The organism is Rhodobacter maritimus (assembly GCF_058747975.1).
In genome coordinates this window covers 1,421,102-1,436,075 of sequence record NZ_CM179095.1, presented here as the reverse complement: position 1 = coordinate 1,436,075, position 14,974 = coordinate 1,421,102, and the positions used below count along the sequence as shown (strand labels likewise).

20 protein-coding genes are annotated in these 14,974 nt (G+C 63.0%); 5 read left to right on the top strand and 15 right to left on the bottom strand.

What is annotated here, in order from left to right:
* Positions 1-8: 8 nt before the first annotated feature.
* The 14 genes from AC4PTO_RS07280 to AC4PTO_RS07215 form a co-directional block, all read right to left on the bottom strand.
* Complete coding sequence (locus tag AC4PTO_RS07280; protein ID WP_492733067.1) at positions 9-2,027, bottom strand: phage terminase large subunit family protein; 2,019 nt, start codon at positions 2,025-2,027, stop codon at positions 9-11.
* A gap of 31 nt (positions 2,028-2,058) precedes the next feature.
* Positions 2,059-2,676: a hypothetical protein gene (locus AC4PTO_RS07275; protein WP_492733066.1), complete on the bottom strand. Its 618-nt coding sequence runs from the start codon at positions 2,674-2,676 to the stop codon at positions 2,059-2,061.
* Positions 2,677-2,792: 116 nt separating this feature from the next.
* Entirely contained in the window at positions 2,793-3,488 is a 696-nt protein-coding gene (locus AC4PTO_RS07270; protein ID WP_492733065.1) for a hypothetical protein, read from the bottom strand.
* Between the two features lie 211 nt (positions 3,489-3,699).
* Complete coding sequence (locus AC4PTO_RS07265) at positions 3,700-4,509, bottom strand: hypothetical protein (RefSeq protein ID WP_492733064.1); 810 nt, start codon at positions 4,507-4,509, stop codon at positions 3,700-3,702.
* Positions 4,509-5,090 carry a hypothetical protein gene (locus tag AC4PTO_RS07260; RefSeq protein ID WP_492733063.1) on the bottom strand — a complete coding sequence of 194 codons (582 nt, stop codon included), beginning with the start codon at positions 5,088-5,090 and terminating at the stop codon, positions 4,509-4,511. The genes AC4PTO_RS07265 and AC4PTO_RS07260 overlap by 1 nt, the downstream gene beginning before the upstream one ends.
* Positions 5,091-5,337: 247 nt before the next feature.
* The gene (locus tag AC4PTO_RS07255) at positions 5,338-5,988 is read right to left on the bottom strand and encodes a hypothetical protein (protein WP_492733062.1); all 651 of its coding nucleotides are present in this window, start codon (positions 5,986-5,988) and stop codon (positions 5,338-5,340) included.
* Between the two features lie 18 nt (positions 5,989-6,006).
* Positions 6,007-6,273: a hypothetical protein gene (locus AC4PTO_RS07250; protein WP_492733061.1), complete on the bottom strand. Its 267-nt coding sequence runs from the start codon at positions 6,271-6,273 to the stop codon at positions 6,007-6,009.
* Between the two features lie 491 nt (positions 6,274-6,764).
* Positions 6,765-7,067, bottom strand: coding sequence for a hypothetical protein (locus tag AC4PTO_RS07245; RefSeq protein WP_492733060.1), 303 nt, complete (start codon positions 7,065-7,067; stop codon positions 6,765-6,767).
* Positions 7,064-9,706 carry a DNA methyltransferase gene (locus AC4PTO_RS07240; RefSeq protein ID WP_492733059.1) on the bottom strand — a complete coding sequence of 881 codons (2,643 nt, stop codon included), beginning with the start codon at positions 9,704-9,706 and terminating at the stop codon, positions 7,064-7,066. Before AC4PTO_RS07240 ends, AC4PTO_RS07245 begins: the two co-directional genes overlap by 4 nt.
* Complete coding sequence (locus tag AC4PTO_RS07235; RefSeq protein WP_492733058.1) at positions 9,706-10,206, bottom strand: YfbR-like 5'-deoxynucleotidase; 501 nt, start codon at positions 10,204-10,206, stop codon at positions 9,706-9,708. The genes AC4PTO_RS07240 and AC4PTO_RS07235 overlap by 1 nt, the downstream gene beginning before the upstream one ends.
* Positions 10,203-10,427, bottom strand: a complete 225-nt coding sequence (locus AC4PTO_RS07230; protein WP_492733057.1) for a hypothetical protein — start codon at positions 10,425-10,427, stop codon at positions 10,203-10,205. Before AC4PTO_RS07230 ends, AC4PTO_RS07235 begins: the two co-directional genes overlap by 4 nt.
* A 34-nt stretch (positions 10,428-10,461) precedes the next feature.
* Positions 10,462-10,881: a hypothetical protein gene (locus AC4PTO_RS07225; protein WP_492733056.1), complete on the bottom strand. Its 420-nt coding sequence runs from the start codon at positions 10,879-10,881 to the stop codon at positions 10,462-10,464.
* Positions 10,874-11,107 carry a hypothetical protein gene (locus AC4PTO_RS07220; RefSeq protein WP_492733055.1) on the bottom strand — a complete coding sequence of 78 codons (234 nt, stop codon included), beginning with the start codon at positions 11,105-11,107 and terminating at the stop codon, positions 10,874-10,876. Before AC4PTO_RS07220 ends, AC4PTO_RS07225 begins: the two co-directional genes overlap by 8 nt.
* 102 nt (positions 11,108-11,209) lie before the next feature.
* The gene (locus AC4PTO_RS07215; protein ID WP_492733054.1) at positions 11,210-11,434 is read right to left on the bottom strand and encodes a hypothetical protein; all 225 of its coding nucleotides are present in this window, start codon (positions 11,432-11,434) and stop codon (positions 11,210-11,212) included.
* Between the two features lie 99 nt (positions 11,435-11,533).
* Between AC4PTO_RS07215 and AC4PTO_RS07210 the strand changes: the two genes are divergently transcribed.
* The gene (locus AC4PTO_RS07210) at positions 11,534-12,214 is read left to right on the top strand and encodes a S24 family peptidase (protein WP_492733053.1); all 681 of its coding nucleotides are present in this window, start codon (positions 11,534-11,536) and stop codon (positions 12,212-12,214) included.
* A 32-nt stretch (positions 12,215-12,246) separates the two neighbouring features.
* Positions 12,247-12,828 (top strand): type VI secretion system-associated protein TagO, encoded by a 582-nt coding sequence (locus AC4PTO_RS07205; protein WP_492733052.1) that lies wholly within the window; start codon positions 12,247-12,249, stop codon positions 12,826-12,828.
* A gap of 63 nt (positions 12,829-12,891) precedes the next feature.
* Here the strand turns inward: AC4PTO_RS07205 and AC4PTO_RS07200 are convergent, their stop codons facing one another.
* Positions 12,892-13,311: a DUF2513 domain-containing protein gene (locus AC4PTO_RS07200; protein ID WP_492733051.1), complete on the bottom strand. Its 420-nt coding sequence runs from the start codon at positions 13,309-13,311 to the stop codon at positions 12,892-12,894.
* A gap of 198 nt (positions 13,312-13,509) precedes the next feature.
* Between AC4PTO_RS07200 and AC4PTO_RS07195 the strand changes: the two genes are divergently transcribed.
* Genes AC4PTO_RS07195 through AC4PTO_RS07185 form a run of 3 tightly spaced genes read left to right on the top strand, consistent with a single transcriptional unit; the run spans position 13,510 to position 14,956 of the window.
* Positions 13,510-13,704: a hypothetical protein gene (locus AC4PTO_RS07195; RefSeq protein ID WP_492733050.1), complete on the top strand. Its 195-nt coding sequence runs from the start codon at positions 13,510-13,512 to the stop codon at positions 13,702-13,704.
* A gap of 11 nt (positions 13,705-13,715) precedes the next feature.
* The gene (locus tag AC4PTO_RS07190) at positions 13,716-14,042 is read left to right on the top strand and encodes a YfdP family phage-associated protein (RefSeq protein ID WP_492733049.1); all 327 of its coding nucleotides are present in this window, start codon (positions 13,716-13,718) and stop codon (positions 14,040-14,042) included.
* A 29-nt stretch (positions 14,043-14,071) separates the two neighbouring features.
* Positions 14,072-14,956 carry a DUF2303 family protein gene (locus AC4PTO_RS07185; RefSeq protein ID WP_492733048.1) on the top strand — a complete coding sequence of 295 codons (885 nt, stop codon included), beginning with the start codon at positions 14,072-14,074 and terminating at the stop codon, positions 14,954-14,956.
* Positions 14,957-14,974: the final 18 nt, after the last annotated feature.

Genomic DNA, 14,974 nt, shown 5'->3' with positions numbered 1-14,974 from the left:
TCGCCCTCCTAAATCCAGTCATCCTTGGTTTCGCCTATCCAGCCGCGCCGATCTTCTGGCACCGGCTTCGGATCAGGTTTCCGCTCCCTTTGGACCGGAGCCTCGCGCGGCTCCGCGGGCATCGCCTGCTCCGAAAGCGGCACAGCCGGCATCGCCGCATCGAACAGATCGGGCTGCGCATCCGGCGGCGCGATCCCGCGATCCGCCTCGAGCTTGCCCCACTGTTCGTCGGTCATTGCGGCCCATCCCTTCTTACGGGCAGCCGCCTCGGAATAGTTCATGGTGTCGAGGCATTCGTTTCGCCGGGTGCTTTCGACAAGCTCCCATTTCGACACCATCGTGCCCGACGACGCGCGCTTCAGGACGCGCACTTCGGACGTCACCTGGCGGTAGTATTCGTCGCCCATTCCGACCGCGAAGGCGACGAACCCGCGCTCTTGCGGATCTTCCTTCGCAAGCCAACCATAGAAGTCCGCTTTCAACTGACTGACATTTGCGATCCAGCGGCGGCGCTGAACCCGCATCGCGCGCCCGCTGTCCTTGCGATCCTGCTGCGGGCGCAGCACCGGACCGTTCGCCGACGATCCACCCTTGACCATGATGACCCGCGTCCACGGGTGCCGCTTGGCCCAGTCCTTCACGTCGGCCGTGAACGTTCCTTCGTCGACCGCCATCATATCGAGCGGCAACCGCAACCCGAGTTCCGTGCGCCAGGTTGCCTTCAGGAGCGCATCTAGCGCTTCGCGCCCCTCCTGGTCGCCGATGTAATGCGGAATCACGATATGATCGACGACCCATCGGCGGTAGTTCCTGCCATATGCGCAGATCGTCACCTCGATCCGGTCGCCCTGAAAGTCCACGCCGGCGGTCAGCAGCACGCCGCACGCTGGCACGATCCCCTTTGGCAGATACTGGCCTTCTTCGGCATTTTCTACGCGGTCGCGCAGTTTTTCCCAGTCCGGCCCTTTCGATGCCTGTTCGTAGGGTAGCCCCAGCACATCGTTGAAGAACGTCTGTTCGGTCTCGGCCTCGACCTTGTCCTTGGCCTCTTCCTCGGTTTCGATCCGCGCCTGGACGCCGGTCCACCCCATCACCTGCGCGTATTCGACGGCGATCGAGGCCCAATCCCGCTGTGGAACATAGGCGCGCCAGAGATGGAAACCCGGATGATCTCCACGCGGGTTGTGCGCCACCCACCTTCCGGCCGCGACCATGGCGACCTTATGCTGATGGCCGATGACACTGCCGCAGCTGTCGCAGGTGAAGCAGGCTGCGTGCAGCCGTTCCGGGTCAATATTGCGCCGAAAGTTCTCCCAGGTCAGGGGCGCCATGTTCCCACAATGCGGGCATGGGACATGGTAGAACCTCTGGTCCGATCGACTGAAGGCCCGCGTTATCCGGCAGGTGCCCGCGATCTGCGGTGTCGAGATCCGCGCGATCTTCGCGTCTTCGAACCCTGATGCCCGGCTTTCGGCCAGTTTCTCCGGGTCGCCCTTCGGGGTCATCTCGAATTTCGCAACATCGTCCATCGCGACGAACTTCCGCGTGGTGCCGGCCAGATCGTCGGGCGATCCGGCGCTGACCACCTTCAGCGTGCCATCTCTCCGGATGGTCTCCTGATTGTGCAACGTGTCGGTCTGCTCACCGCGGCCATCGCCGAAGATCGCGCGGAGGCTTGGCGCTGACCGCCGCATCGGCATCCATTTCGTGCGGACCCACTCCGTCGCGGCCGAGGTGGTCGGATGGACGACCAGGCTGTCGAGCGGACCATATTCGTGCCATGCCGCCAATGCAGGGTTCAGCACCGACACGGTCTTGCCCCATTGGGCACTTCCCCGAACGGTTACTTCGCGGGCGGGGTGTTCCGGGCTCAGGACTTCGTGGATCTCCCGCAGGAAGGGGAACCGGTCAATCCTGAAGTGCCCGGGAAACGGCGACCTCTCGTCAAAAACGATATTCTCTTCACACCAGCGCGTAATGTCTGGCGGCGGCGGCGGGTCCATCGCATCTGCGATTCCATGCAGCACCGCGGCCTCGGCCGAAGAAAGGAACCCCATGTCAGACCGTTGCGTCTTTCTCGGCATCGGACAGGTCTGCCTGTTCGGCCGCCTGCCTAAGCCCGTCACGGCGGGAGCCGCGATGCTGGCGCCATTGATCCATCATCACCTTGCGCACCTCGCGGAAATCGACACCGAACTGATCGGCAACGGCTCGGGCCGCATCACGGATAACCGTTTCGAATTGGCCGATCTCCCTCGAGATCGCCCGGGCGGTGTGTCGCTGAACTTCTTCGGCCAGCACCCACCGCCCTTCGTCCCGCTCGTTGTCCCGGCGGCGGCGGCGCGCCTCTTCCTCCTTGATCTGGATAGTCGCCAGTTCAAGTCGATCAGGATCGCGCGGTGACAGCTCACCACCATCCCGAAGCGGTGCAGCAGACGGCGCATCATCATTCTCGATGTCGCGGATCGCACGGCGCGTAGAAAGACCGTTGCCAGTCATCTGGCCCAGGTCGAGCTTCCGTCCCAAGGCTTCGGCCACCTTTGACAGATCGAAGCGCCGGGCCCGGCCGTCGCCCGAATAGCAGCCCTCCAGCTTCCCCTCGGCAACATACTGGCTGACCCTGGCCTTCGAGACGGACAGCCGTTCTGCCAGCTGCGTCGTGTTTAGATCAGCCATCTTCCTTTCCGATCAATGGTTAAGCTGGTTAAGGCTTTCTGTTTCGTTTAGCGGGGCGGAACCCCCGGGGCGCGAATTACCCGCGTGCCGGTCCCGCCTGGAAGGACCCGCGCGGGTCATTTGGCGGTTCTGATCGCCTCGGCCAGCCTCTTTTCGATGTTCTTTCGGAATTCAGCCTTGGCCTTCTTGTCGGCAGCCCCGTAGAAGTCGAGGCGCTTGGCCTCATATGTGGCGCTACTCTCGAATGCGACCAACATCTTGATCGTCGAGCGTTTCTTGCCCTTGCCCTGCCAGTTGTTGCCCTTGGTGCCATACTCGCCACCACGCGCCGCGGACTTGCTTTTCCGCTTACCCTTCTTGCCGCGCTGATAGATGCCCGGCGGCAGGTGCTTCGTCTTTGGCGCCCCTTCGGATGCGATGAAGACATCGGGACGCGCCAGCATCTTGGCCAGTGCGCCCTTGCGCATGTTGCCATAAGCATTGCGCACCACGCCGACAGGCACCGGGATTGCCCGGCGCTTGGGCCCGCGCGTTCCGCCCTTGACCTGCCAGACCAGGTATCCGGCCTGTATCCGCTTCACCCCGACTTCCACCACCAGCTTCGACTTGCTCGCCCGGGTCTTGTAGATGCCCCGCTTGGTGAAGCCGATCGGGCGGTCGATGCTCTTCTCGATCTCTTCCTCTTCGGAGATCTTCACGTCTTCCGCGGTATCGTTCAGCGCCATGGCCGCAGCAAACGGCACCTGCCGCGTGGTGAAGTCGTCCAGCCCTTTCAGGACCTCGTCGAGGTTCGAGGATATGTCGAAGCGCACCGCATCCCCCTACCAGACAGGTGGCCAGCCGCCCCGCCGCTGCAGCTGGCCGATATATCCGCGCCTGTCGGCGGGCGCGCCGGAGAATGCCGAGAAAACAGACCGCAGGTCTTCGGGACCTGCAGGCCGATACAGAAAGCGCCCGAACGGTCTTACCGTCGGGCGCACCTGTAGATGATGACAAGGAAGATGCACGCGGCGGACTTAAGCGTCAAGCCCCTTTCTGGTGGTAGCCCTGCATCCTGTCCAGCGCAGCCGCCAAGGCGCAGCGCAAGACCTCACGCTGCCCACCCTTAGGCGCCCAGCCATGCGCCCGCAGAACGGCCGTCAGATCCATGCCGTGCAGGCATACGGCATCGACCAGTGCACGATCGGTGATATCACGCCGCGCACCCCTGCCCCGCTGCACATCCAGTGCGATGCCCGGGCCGATACGCTGACGGATCATGTCCAGTTCCCGGCTTTCTGACAGGTATGCCGCCACGAAATCCCCGCCACCGCCCGAGGCAGCAACCGCGCGCACCTCGGCGCTTGCGCATTTCATGCCTGCCGCATCGTGCCGTTCGACCAGCGCCTGATAGCGCAGGGCCATGGCGATATGGGCGGGTTCGAACGGTGGAACGAAATCCCGAGCACTGCCGCTGGCCTGATGCCGCTCATACGCCTGGCGGCACATGATCGTCAGCTGATCGAGAACCAGACCATGCCGGCCGGATCGGCGCCGGGCCCCGCCGGGCAGCCGCTCGATATTGTCCACCAGCCGCATTGCGCCACGGGCCGGGGCCACGGGTGCTGCGGCGAGATCCTCGGGCGGCGTGGCAGCGGCTAGCATGCCAGAGATCCGCGCGGCCTCGGCCGAGCGGCGCACCGACCCGGCCAGTCCGGCAATCGCCCGCGACAGGATGGCCACGGCCTCGGCCCGCGCGGCGCGCAGCACGATGGCGGCCGTCGCGGCCAGACCACGCTCGTGGCCATGGTCGATCAGCCAGGCGCCGATATCCTCGATGGTTGCATCGTTCATCACGCCACGCCCCCCTGTCCGAGATCCGCGATCCTCTGGCACTTGGCGATCAACGCCAGCCGCCGTGTCCGCCACTGATCCTCGGCGGGATCGAGGGTGTCACCACGCGCCAACCGCGCCTCCAGTTCGCGCAACTGGCGCACCGGGCCTTCGGCCTTGTCCCTTACGGTCTTGACAGACCACGCGCCGGGCCAGCGGCGGGTCTGGCGCAACTCGGCCAGAAGCTCGGGCGCCCATCCGCCCGCCAAGGCATCCAGCCCCAGATGGTTGGAAAATACCGCGCGGATCAGCGGAGACGCATCGTCGCCCGGCGGCTGGATCTGCGCGGCCCATTCGAGGATGCGGTTGGCGATGGGCAGGCGATCCCGATCCTTGCCGCCCGGATTGGAGGCCACCTGCTCTTCCAGCGCCATCAGGTTGGCATCGTTCATGTAGGCCAGCCGGGCACAGAGATCCGCCACCATGTCATCAAACTGCGCCTTGGTCAGGCTGGGCGGCTTCGCCAATCCGCGCCGCAGCAGCGGTTCAACCAGCACATTCCTGACCCTCTTCTCACCCGTTGCCTGTTCAGCACTGTCCATCGGTCTCACCTCCTTCTTTGCATCTGCCCTGCGGCCTCGGCTCGCGGCCCGGCTGGTATTGGGCGGTTTCGGAACGTCTTTTTTTGTCTTTTCTTCTCTTGTCTTATCAGAGCGGAATTTTTCGGAGCGAAGAGGGCGCAAAACGTGCCAAATCCATCCGAATCCTTCCGGTTTTCTTCCGATTTCCTTCCGAGTTCCTTCCGCAGGAATTCCGAGTTCCTTCCGCTGGAAAAAACGCGGAAGAAAATCACCCGTCCATTTCGGCCTTCCAGTCGATGCCTTCCTGCGCCAGCGAGAATGCTTCGAGCGCCTTGCGGATCAGGGTCGGGCGGCGCTGCCCGAGCGTATCGAAATGATCGACAAGGAACTGGTCGAACTGCAAGACGATGACCTTGTCTTCGGTCATCCGCTTGGGCGCGCCGGCGCGCAGCATCTTGTCTGGCAGCGCTTCCATCCGCTTGCGCTCACGGTCAGCATCCCGCTTTGCCAGCCTGTCCTCGCGCAGTCCAAGCGCATCCTGCGCGATCCTCAGAACCACGGGATGATAGAGGCGATGCTGGCCCCTGTCGCTGCGGCAGGGCTTCCAGTTGTAGAGCGGCCCGATCGGCCGCGCCATGAGCCGGCGCCACTCTTCCAGAGATTCCCCTGCCAGCCGCGCCAGCAGACGTTCGTCCACCGGCAGCGTGCCGACCGGATCTTCTTTCTGCGCGATGTTGAACAGATCGAACCCGACCGCGCGGACCTCCTTGTCCGCCAGCAGGCGAAATTCGGAGTGCAGCCACCAGTCGAAGCGCCAGGCGATGAAGAAATGGCTGTCCAACCGTTCGCCTGACGGGATCGGGTATTCAAACAGATCGTCGGTATCGACCAGCCGCATAAGTCGTTCTGCCTCAGCCATCCTGCCCATCGCCCCTGATCAATTCACGCGCCCGGTGCCGAAGAACTCGGCCGCGCGATCATCCCAGATCACCTTGACGCCCCGCGCGAAATCCACCGGGTCGCAACCTGCGGCCAGGGCGGTGACGCAAGCGGCCTCGACCAGTGCTGCGATGAAGCGATTGCCATCGGTGCCGATCATCGGACAGACGGCGCGCCATGCCGCGTAGGCTTCGGGCGAGAGGCTAGCGATCATCGCTGCCGCCTGCTCATCGCTGGGTAGAACCTGATCCAACCGTTCAGCCATCGGGCCCCTCCTTCCTCGCCTGCATCTGCCGCCTGCGCGCCTCTCGCATCGCGGCGCCAAGGATGCGCTCTATCGCCGAGGTGCGGCCACTTCGCAGCGACCTCGAAACGTATCCCTGCTTGAACCCGAGGACGCGCGCCGCCTCATCCATCGATGAAAACGACAACGGTCCGATGGTTATGGGCTTGGACATTCCGTTTCGCTGCTTTCTGGGCAACAGAAACCGATCCTCACGTCCTTGCAGGATTGCACGATAGATTGCGGGCGGCTTGACACCAAAGTGCGCCGCCGCCGCACGCGCCGACTTAAAGACTTTTCCTCGTACGCGGACAGGTAGGGGCTCGGGCCAACTTTCCCCCGTCCCGACACGATGCGTCCGACCGCTTCGCACAGCATTTCTTACGGTTTGTGGGGATACTCCGAGCGCGGCCGCCGCCGCATTGGCGTCGGCATAGACCGTTCCGCGCACCTCGATATCTCGATATTTTGCCTTAGCCATAGCTCACCGCCGTATCTTCAGGATATGGCTCATCCGACAGGCCATAGGCCTCAAGCAGCCGCAGCGCATCGCGCACCATCCGCAGACGGTGCCAACGCTGCTCGACCGCCAGGCGCGGCCGACCCAACCGGGCTGCGATCATCGTGAAATTCTCGCCCGCGGCCCGCGCGCTCAGGACTGCGTGGTCATCGGCAGATGACCAGAGCGGGTGAAACACCGGGGCCAGGCGCTCGGCCGCCTGCGCGGCCCGAATAATCCGCCCGGCATCCGCGGGCTTTTTCCGACGCGCGCTCATTCCGCCGCCATCCCGGGCGCTTCGGCATCGCCCTTTTCACCATTGCCAGTTTCGGCATCGAGAAAGTCGAACAGGCCCGGCGTCGCCATCTCGCGCTCGGCCGCCTCGCAATAGGTCACGCCATCACGCCAGTATCCCGGGTTCAGCTCGATCCCGATCCCCCTACGGCCCTGCTTGATCGCACGGTAGGGCACCGTCATCAGCCCGCCGAACGGGTCCAGCACCAATTCGCCCTTCATGGTGAACTGGGCGATGGCGCGGTCGACGATATCGAACTGCAACGGACAAAGGTGCATTTCCTTGCCCTTGGCGGCCTGCAGCCCGTTCAGCGTGCGCATCCGGGCGATATCGGTCCAGACATCGGGATGGCTGGAATGCGGCGGCAACAGCATGAAATCCGAGGGCAGACGGCCCGACATTTCCAGATGCTCGCCGATCCTGACGTGATGCTCGAAGTCATAGACCGCATCCAAGTTGAATGCCTTCCAGACCTTGTAGACCGCATCCGCCGGCAGGCCTGCCAGTTCCTCGGGCGTCAACTGGCGGTCACCAGAGGACCGCGTATAGCCATGCGCGTCGATCTGCCACCGGCCGCGCGAATAGCCGCCCTCGTTCATCCATGCCTTCGCCTCGCTGTCCCAGAACTTCTTGTCCTTGGAGGGCGGCGCATCGGCATAACCATTCGACCGATCGGACGGAGGCTTGCGGAACAGGAGCAGGTATTCCGGCACGCCGAACCCCATCCGGCTTCCGTCCTTGCACTGTTCGGTCCAGCCCAGGCGATAGGTCTGGTTGTTTTCGCGCACCACGTCGGTCGTGATCGTTTTCATCCCGAGATAGGCCCAGCCATGCTGGGCGAAATGCCGGATGCAGTCGCAATGCAGTGTCGAAAGCGTCTGAAACCCGAACCCGTTGATGCCGCCCGGAACGATCCGATCCTTGACATGGATCGCGGCCAACCGCCCCGGCTCGGTCACGCGCAGCAGCTCGGGCGTCAGGAAATCCATCTGCTGCCAGAAATGAGCGTCGTCATCGGTATGCCCGAAATCGGCATAGTTGGGGGAATACTCGTACTGGGTCGAGAACGGGATCGAGGTGACGATCAGGTGGACGGAATCTGCGGGCATCCTGCGCACCTCTTCCACGCAATCGTTGTGCACCGCCCGCCAGAGCGGTTCGTCTGTTCCGACGGCGGGCGCGCCATGCGCCTCGACACGCTCCACCCCCATCGACCGCTGCAGGGCCTGCATCATGGCGATTTCCGAAAGGCCGTATTCGCGGATGATCTCCACCATTTTCGCCACCATCTCGTTGTGCTGTTTCCACTTGCGTTCGAGGTTCTGGCGGATGCCCCGCTCGGCCTCGGTGTAGATCAGATCCAGCCGCACCGACGCCGCGGTTTGTCCAAAGCGCCGCAGTCGGTGGATTGCCTGGATGAAATCGTTGAACTTGTGGCCGATCCCGAGGAACACATGCCAAGCGCAATGCCGCTGCAGGTTGGTGCCCGAGCCCAGCATCACGGGCTTTGCGGCCAGCTCGGACAGGCGGCCATCGGCGAAATCCCCGATGATCCCTTCGCGCAGGTCCAGATCCTGATTGCCATAGACCGAGGCCACGGCCGGGACCGCCTTCTCGATCGCCAGCCTCTCGGCCTCCAGATCGTGCCAGATGATCCGATGCGCCGATGGATCCTCGGCTCGCAGCTCCATGAGCTTTCCGATCCGTTGCGGCAGGCTGTCGCGCTTTTCCTTTGCCGCCCCTTGCAGGTCGACCGCGCTATCGCGGAACATCCGCATCTGGCCGGATTTCTCGGTCACCGCATGGGCGAGGTGATCAGTCGGCAGCTCGTGCCAGTTCACGTCGAGCGGCGGCAGGTCATAGCCGGTATCGTCAAAGCCCGGATCGAGATCGGAGGGCCGGGTCACGAACAGCGCCCAGCTTGCCACCCACAACCAGAACTCGCGCTCCTTGTGCTGCATGATCGTCAGCTGGTCGGCTTTCTCGCTGTTGCGCTTGAAAAACCGGGTTTTCGCCTGGCCGATATCCATCACATCGAGGAAACCGGCATAGGACAGCAGCTCGATATAGTCGTTCGGGCTTGGGGTGGCGGTGGCGACGAACCTGTAGGGCACGTCCATGAACGTGCGGATGAACGTCCGGAACGTCTTGGTTCCACCCATGCCGCGCAGCACCGCCGCCTCGTCCAGGCTGACGCCCTCGAAATGATCGGGGCGCAGCTTGCCGTCGCGCACCGTCTCGTAATTGGTCAGGTAGACCGCCGGGCCATCAACCTCGGCGTCGGACCTGATGAAGCGCAGGTCGATCGCAAATTCGCCGGTAAAGCGCTCCGCCGCCTCTCGGATGAACTCACGTCGCACGCCGAGCGGCGCGACGATCAGCACCGGCCGATTGGTCTGCCGCCAGATGACCCGCATCGCTTCCAGTTGCGTCGCGGTCTTGTGCAACCCGAAACTGGCGAACCAAGCCCGCCTTCCGCCCTGCAGGCCCCAGGCCACCATGCGGCGCGTATGCGGCTTCAGGGCGGGGTTCAGATCCGCTTCCTCGATCGACAGCCCGCCAAACTTCGGCGCGATCGCCGCCTTGGCTCGCAGGAAATCGATATAGGAGAGCGCGGTCATCACACCCTCCCTTCGACCTGGCGCAGAACCTCGGCCGCGCCCCTGTCACCCAAAAGCGCCGAGCCGAGGATCCTCAAACCGATGCACGCATTAACCCAGTCATCGCGCCGCAGAAGCGCGGGCGCGACCTGTGCGGCATGGGCATAGGCTGCCAGCCGGTCCGCGAATTTCAGCCATTTCAGGTCATCCCCGGACAGGTCGAACCGGCAGCCGATCCTTTCGAGCGCCACATCTTCAGCCTCAGCATGGGCGGCGGCCAGTTCGGGGTGCGAGGCCTTGAACGGTTGCGGCAGATCTCCGACCGTCGGCTCGCCCGCATCGTGATGCAGGGCGGCGTCGATCAGATCGAGCATCGGATCCGGGTGCAGGGCCAGAATGATCTGCGCCACACGCGCGTGATGCTCGGCCAAAGTCTCGCGGATATGGGCCATATCGGGGTTGGCATGCCAGCGGGTGCAGTAGCCGCCGCGCAGGATCGCCATCAGGTTCCGGCGGGTCATGGTGCCGCCCCCGCCCGCGCGCGCAGGTCATCGAGGAATTCCAGCGTCCGCGCCGTGGGCACCATGGTGACGACGAGAACGTCATCCTCGATCCGCTCGACCTCTTCGCAGAAATCCCGCGTGGCCGAGGTAAAGGCCCGCAGCCGGTCCAGGCCCTCGGGCTTTGGCAGGGCATTGGCCAGCCGGATCAATTCGGCAACGCATCGCGACCAGGGGGCCATGTCGGTGCGAAAATCACTTGGTCTGCGCCTGCGATTAGCCATCATCGCCCTCCATCAAAGCGGCCAGGCGGTTGCTGGCTATGACGGCGTCCGCGACTTCCTTCCGCGCCTTCGCCCGGCAGTCGCGCCCGGCGGCAAAATCCATCACGGCGCTGATCGCCTCTCCATGCTCGCGCACCACATCGGCCGCGGCCTGCATCAGGGACTGGCCCTCAGACACTTCCGGCAGGCTTCGGGCCAGCCAACGACGCACACAGCGGTCCCCGACCGCATCTTCCAGAGCCATGATCTCGATCAGCGGCCAGTCCAGCTGACCCGCCAACCGCTTGGAGATCGAACCCTTCGACACCTCGTGGCCAAGGCGCGCGCCGATCACCGCAGCGGCGGCATCGACGCCGCCCGCGCGGTCAACAAGCCCCGCCATGAAGGCCCGGATCATCGCAGCCTCAGACATGAATCACCTCTTGACCGGAATCGTCGTCAGTCGGGGCGCCATACGGATCGAGCGGATCGGAAAACTCCACCTCCAGCGCGCCGTCCTCCGAGAGCGCCACGGAGACCGAGAGGTAGTCGCTGAACGCATGGATCTCGGCTGCGCGCACCTCGCAGCCGGTTTTTTCCGCGATCACGGCAATGATGGCCTGCGCCAGTTCGAGACTCGGGTGTTTAGGCGTCGACATGGGCAACCTCATAGTTGTGATCGGAAACTTTGTTTCCGTGCGCGCGGCGCGCATGCGTGGCAGGGTTCGAGGATGGAACAAGAACGGTCATATCGGACGGCATCACGCGGCATCCTCTTGGGTGGAGGAAGCAGTGGCGTCTTTTGGAGGGTTGGCGGCCATCCACTCCCGGATGCGATCCGCCGTCACCATCGTGGGGCTCTTCAAGCCGGAAACCCACTGGTCCCAGACCCCCCAGCCGTAGCCCACGCTCGCCCGCAGGACCCACTGCGGCTTGCGGCCGGTAGCACGGGCGTAGTCTTCGATTTCGCGGATGAGGTGCTCCATAGAGCACATATAGGGACTATGTTCCCTATCTTTGTCAAGACCGCTTGGGGAACTCTGTCTCCATTTCTTCTTTGGATAACGCAGGGATAGATTTCCCCTATGCCCGACAGATTGTTCAGTGATGTTTTCTTTGCCGAAGTAGAGCGGCGCGGCTTAGCGCTTCATGCGCTAGCCAAGGAAGCAGGTATCCCATATGATCGATTGAAAAAGTTTGGCCAGAAGCACAAGGCCGGGCTGAAGCCGACGACAAGCGCCGAAGACGCAGCTAGCTTGGCTCGAGTGTTGGGCACAACGGTCGATTCGATGCTCTTGGACAGCCAGATATTCGCACTTACGCAGCCTGTAACAGATCAATCGGACACCAAGGCCGAACTCATCGACATCTGGGATATCGAGGCCAGCGCCGGCGATGGATCGGTGGTTCCGCACGGCGAGACGGTCGCTGACAGGCTCGCTATGCCAGTCGACTATCTCAGATCCATCACTGGCACGAGCCCACGACACCTCCAGATTATCACCGTGAGGGGACGATCGATGCTGACCACGCTGGACGATGGCGACGTGATCATGATCGACACGACCAAGTGCCACCTAGGCCACGACGGCATCTATGTGATCCGGCTGGACGATGCGCTTCACATCAAGCGGATCGGGCGGTCCTCGACCCGAGGCATGGTCAGGATCATCTCCGACAACCAGGCAGAATATCCGGCCTTCGAGCGCCCGATGGCCGAAATCGAAACCGTCGGCCGGGTGATCTGGGCAGGGAAGAAGATGTAGGGGGAAATATGCGAATTGTGTTCGGAGCAGCCTTGACGTTGCTGATGGCAAGCGCAGCTTATGCGGAACTTGAGAGCTGCGCGGCACTGGAGACAGATCTTGATCGCCTCGCCTGCTACGACCGGGTCGCAGGTCGCACGGCTGTCTCAGTATCGGAGGAGGCAGCCGGAGCGTGGTCTGTTCAGATCAAGAAGTCTGACTTCGAAGACACCACCGATGTCTACCTGCAGTTGGCATCCGAAGAGGCGGTGGGCTGCGGCCAGTTTCGCGCTCCAGAGACCGCAACCTTGGTGATCCGCTGTATGGAAAACACCACCTCGATCTTTTTCGCCACCAGCTGCCACCTGACCTCTGGCCATGGCGGTTACGGCGATGTTGACGTGCGTCTGGATGAGGAAAAGAGCTTCACCATCGCAATGGATGAAAGCACCAACAATAGATCTCTTGGCCATTGGAGCGGGGGCAAGGCGATTCCATTCATCAAAAAGATGGTTGGCAAGAAACGCATGATCATCAGGTTCACGCCGTATAACGAATCCGCAACAACAGCTGCCTTCAACCTGATCGGACTGGACGACGCCATCACTCCGCTGCGAGAATCCTGCAAGTGGTAGAGCTAGGTGGGTGACATGACTGAGCAGAGGTCATGCGGCGGGCGCCTTGCTGTCCGCTGGCATCTACGCCAGCGGAATACCCAGTTCTGTCAGCTTCTGCCGGGCATAGCCCTCAGCGATGCGAAATAGCATCTGCACGCTGCCGCCGCCGATCTTGGCGCTTGCGGCCTTCACCTTAGCCCATGCCTCGTTCTGGCGGGTTAGGGCGATGAAGTCGTGGCCAGCATTGGTGATCCGCCAACTCTCACCAAATGACCCGCTCTGCTCCAGTAGGTCGGCGTCAGCCAGCAGCATCAGGTGATAATACTCCCGATCGTCTTCTTCCGTGTCGGACGAGAATATGTAGTTCCAATCCTCTTTCGCTTCGAGCTTGAACAAGAGTTCCCGCAGGTAGTCGTCATCGCGCCGCATGTAGGCCCCCTTCTGGATTATCCGCCAGAAGGTTTCGTCCCATTCGATCAAATAGCAACGATTCTCGGCCATGCGCCCGCCTCCGCCAGCACCGCGCTGACCGGAACAACATAGCAGGCCGAATCGGAATGTGAAGCTTGGAATGGGGATCATGTTCCCCTTTTCTATTGACAGGGATCATGTTCCCCATATGATGCCCCCATCACCAGCCGAAGACGCCCCCCCCACGGGCCGATCGCTGGAGAGGTTCTTAACCCCGATGGAGGCACAATGACCCCGCTCCCCTCCTACACCCGACCCCTGCGGCGCGACCTGCTGGCCCGGCGCGTCATTCGCGCCTGCGAACACCTCGCCCTGATCGCCATCACCACCCTTGTGGCGACGATCCTGGCGCATGCGGCCCTGCGGACGATCACAGCCCTCCCCATCCTGACCGACCCGGCGATGGTGCCGGGCTGCTGCTGAAAGGAACCCCCATGGCAAAGGACGAACTGAACTTCCTTGAATTCGTCTCCGGCTTCCGGCGCGGAGAACTGCTGGACGAAGGCAACCAGAAGCTCAACGAGCTGATGGATGCGATCCAGAACACCGGCGGCGACGGCTACCTGACGCTCAAGATGAAGTTCAAGGTCAACAAGGCGGGGCAGCTTGAGGTCACGCCCGATCTGACGATCAAGAAGCCAACCCGCTCGCTTGGCGCCGGGATCTATTTCGTCAGCGATGACGGCCGCCTGTCACGCCGCGACCCCCGCCAGATGGACATCGAGGACGAGATCGAGCGCCGCCGCTCGATGGACGCCTGATCCGCTTGCAACCCTGAAAGGACACAATCATGGCCCCCAAGACACCTCCCGCGGAGCCGCTGGCCGAGTTGGCCGCGCCGATGGACATCTGCAGCCCCGGCGAGACGCTGGAAACCGTGCTGAAGGCGGCGCGACTGGCTGCGCCGCACCATGTCGGGCCGGATGGCCGCGAATATCTGGCGCTGCCCGAGGGCTTTGCGCTGCACCACCTGGAGAACGACGGCCGCCTGCTTTCCTGGACGCGCCAGCGGGTGACGGTCGACGATCGCAGCAGCCTCTCGACCTATGCCAATCGCTTTTCGGATGACCGCTCGATCATCATCGCCGATTACGACGCGCTGACGATCTCGGCCCGGCTGGACTGGCACCACCACAATCAGGACGGCGAAGACGCTATCAAGCCCGGCCCCGATGCGCACAGCGTCACGCTGAAACTGCGCCCATCCGAAGAATTCGTCCGCTGGAACGAGTTCGTGAAGAAGGGCTTCGTCGATCAGGAGACCTTCGCCCGCTTCCTCGAGGAAAACTCGGCCGATGTGCTTTGGCCCGATCCTGCGACGCTGATCGAGATCAGCCGCGATTTCGAGGCGACGGTGGGTCAGACCTACAAAACCTCGACCCGCCTCGACAATGGCGACCGCCGGATCACCTTCGAAAGCGAATCCCGCGCGACCAATGACGTGGTGATCCCGCAGAAGATCACGCTGAACATCCCCTTCTACAACGGCGAAAAGCCCTCGGACATCGAGGCGCGCTTCCGTTGGCGCGGCACGGGCGGCGGCAGTGTGGTCTTTGCCCTGGAATGGCACCGCGTCGAATACCACCGCCGGGCGCATTTCAGCGCCATCGCATTTGCCGCTTCGGAAGAGACCGGCCTGCCGGTCTTCCTCGGTCGTCAGGGCGACCTGCGCTGATCCCTGAGTAATTGCCAG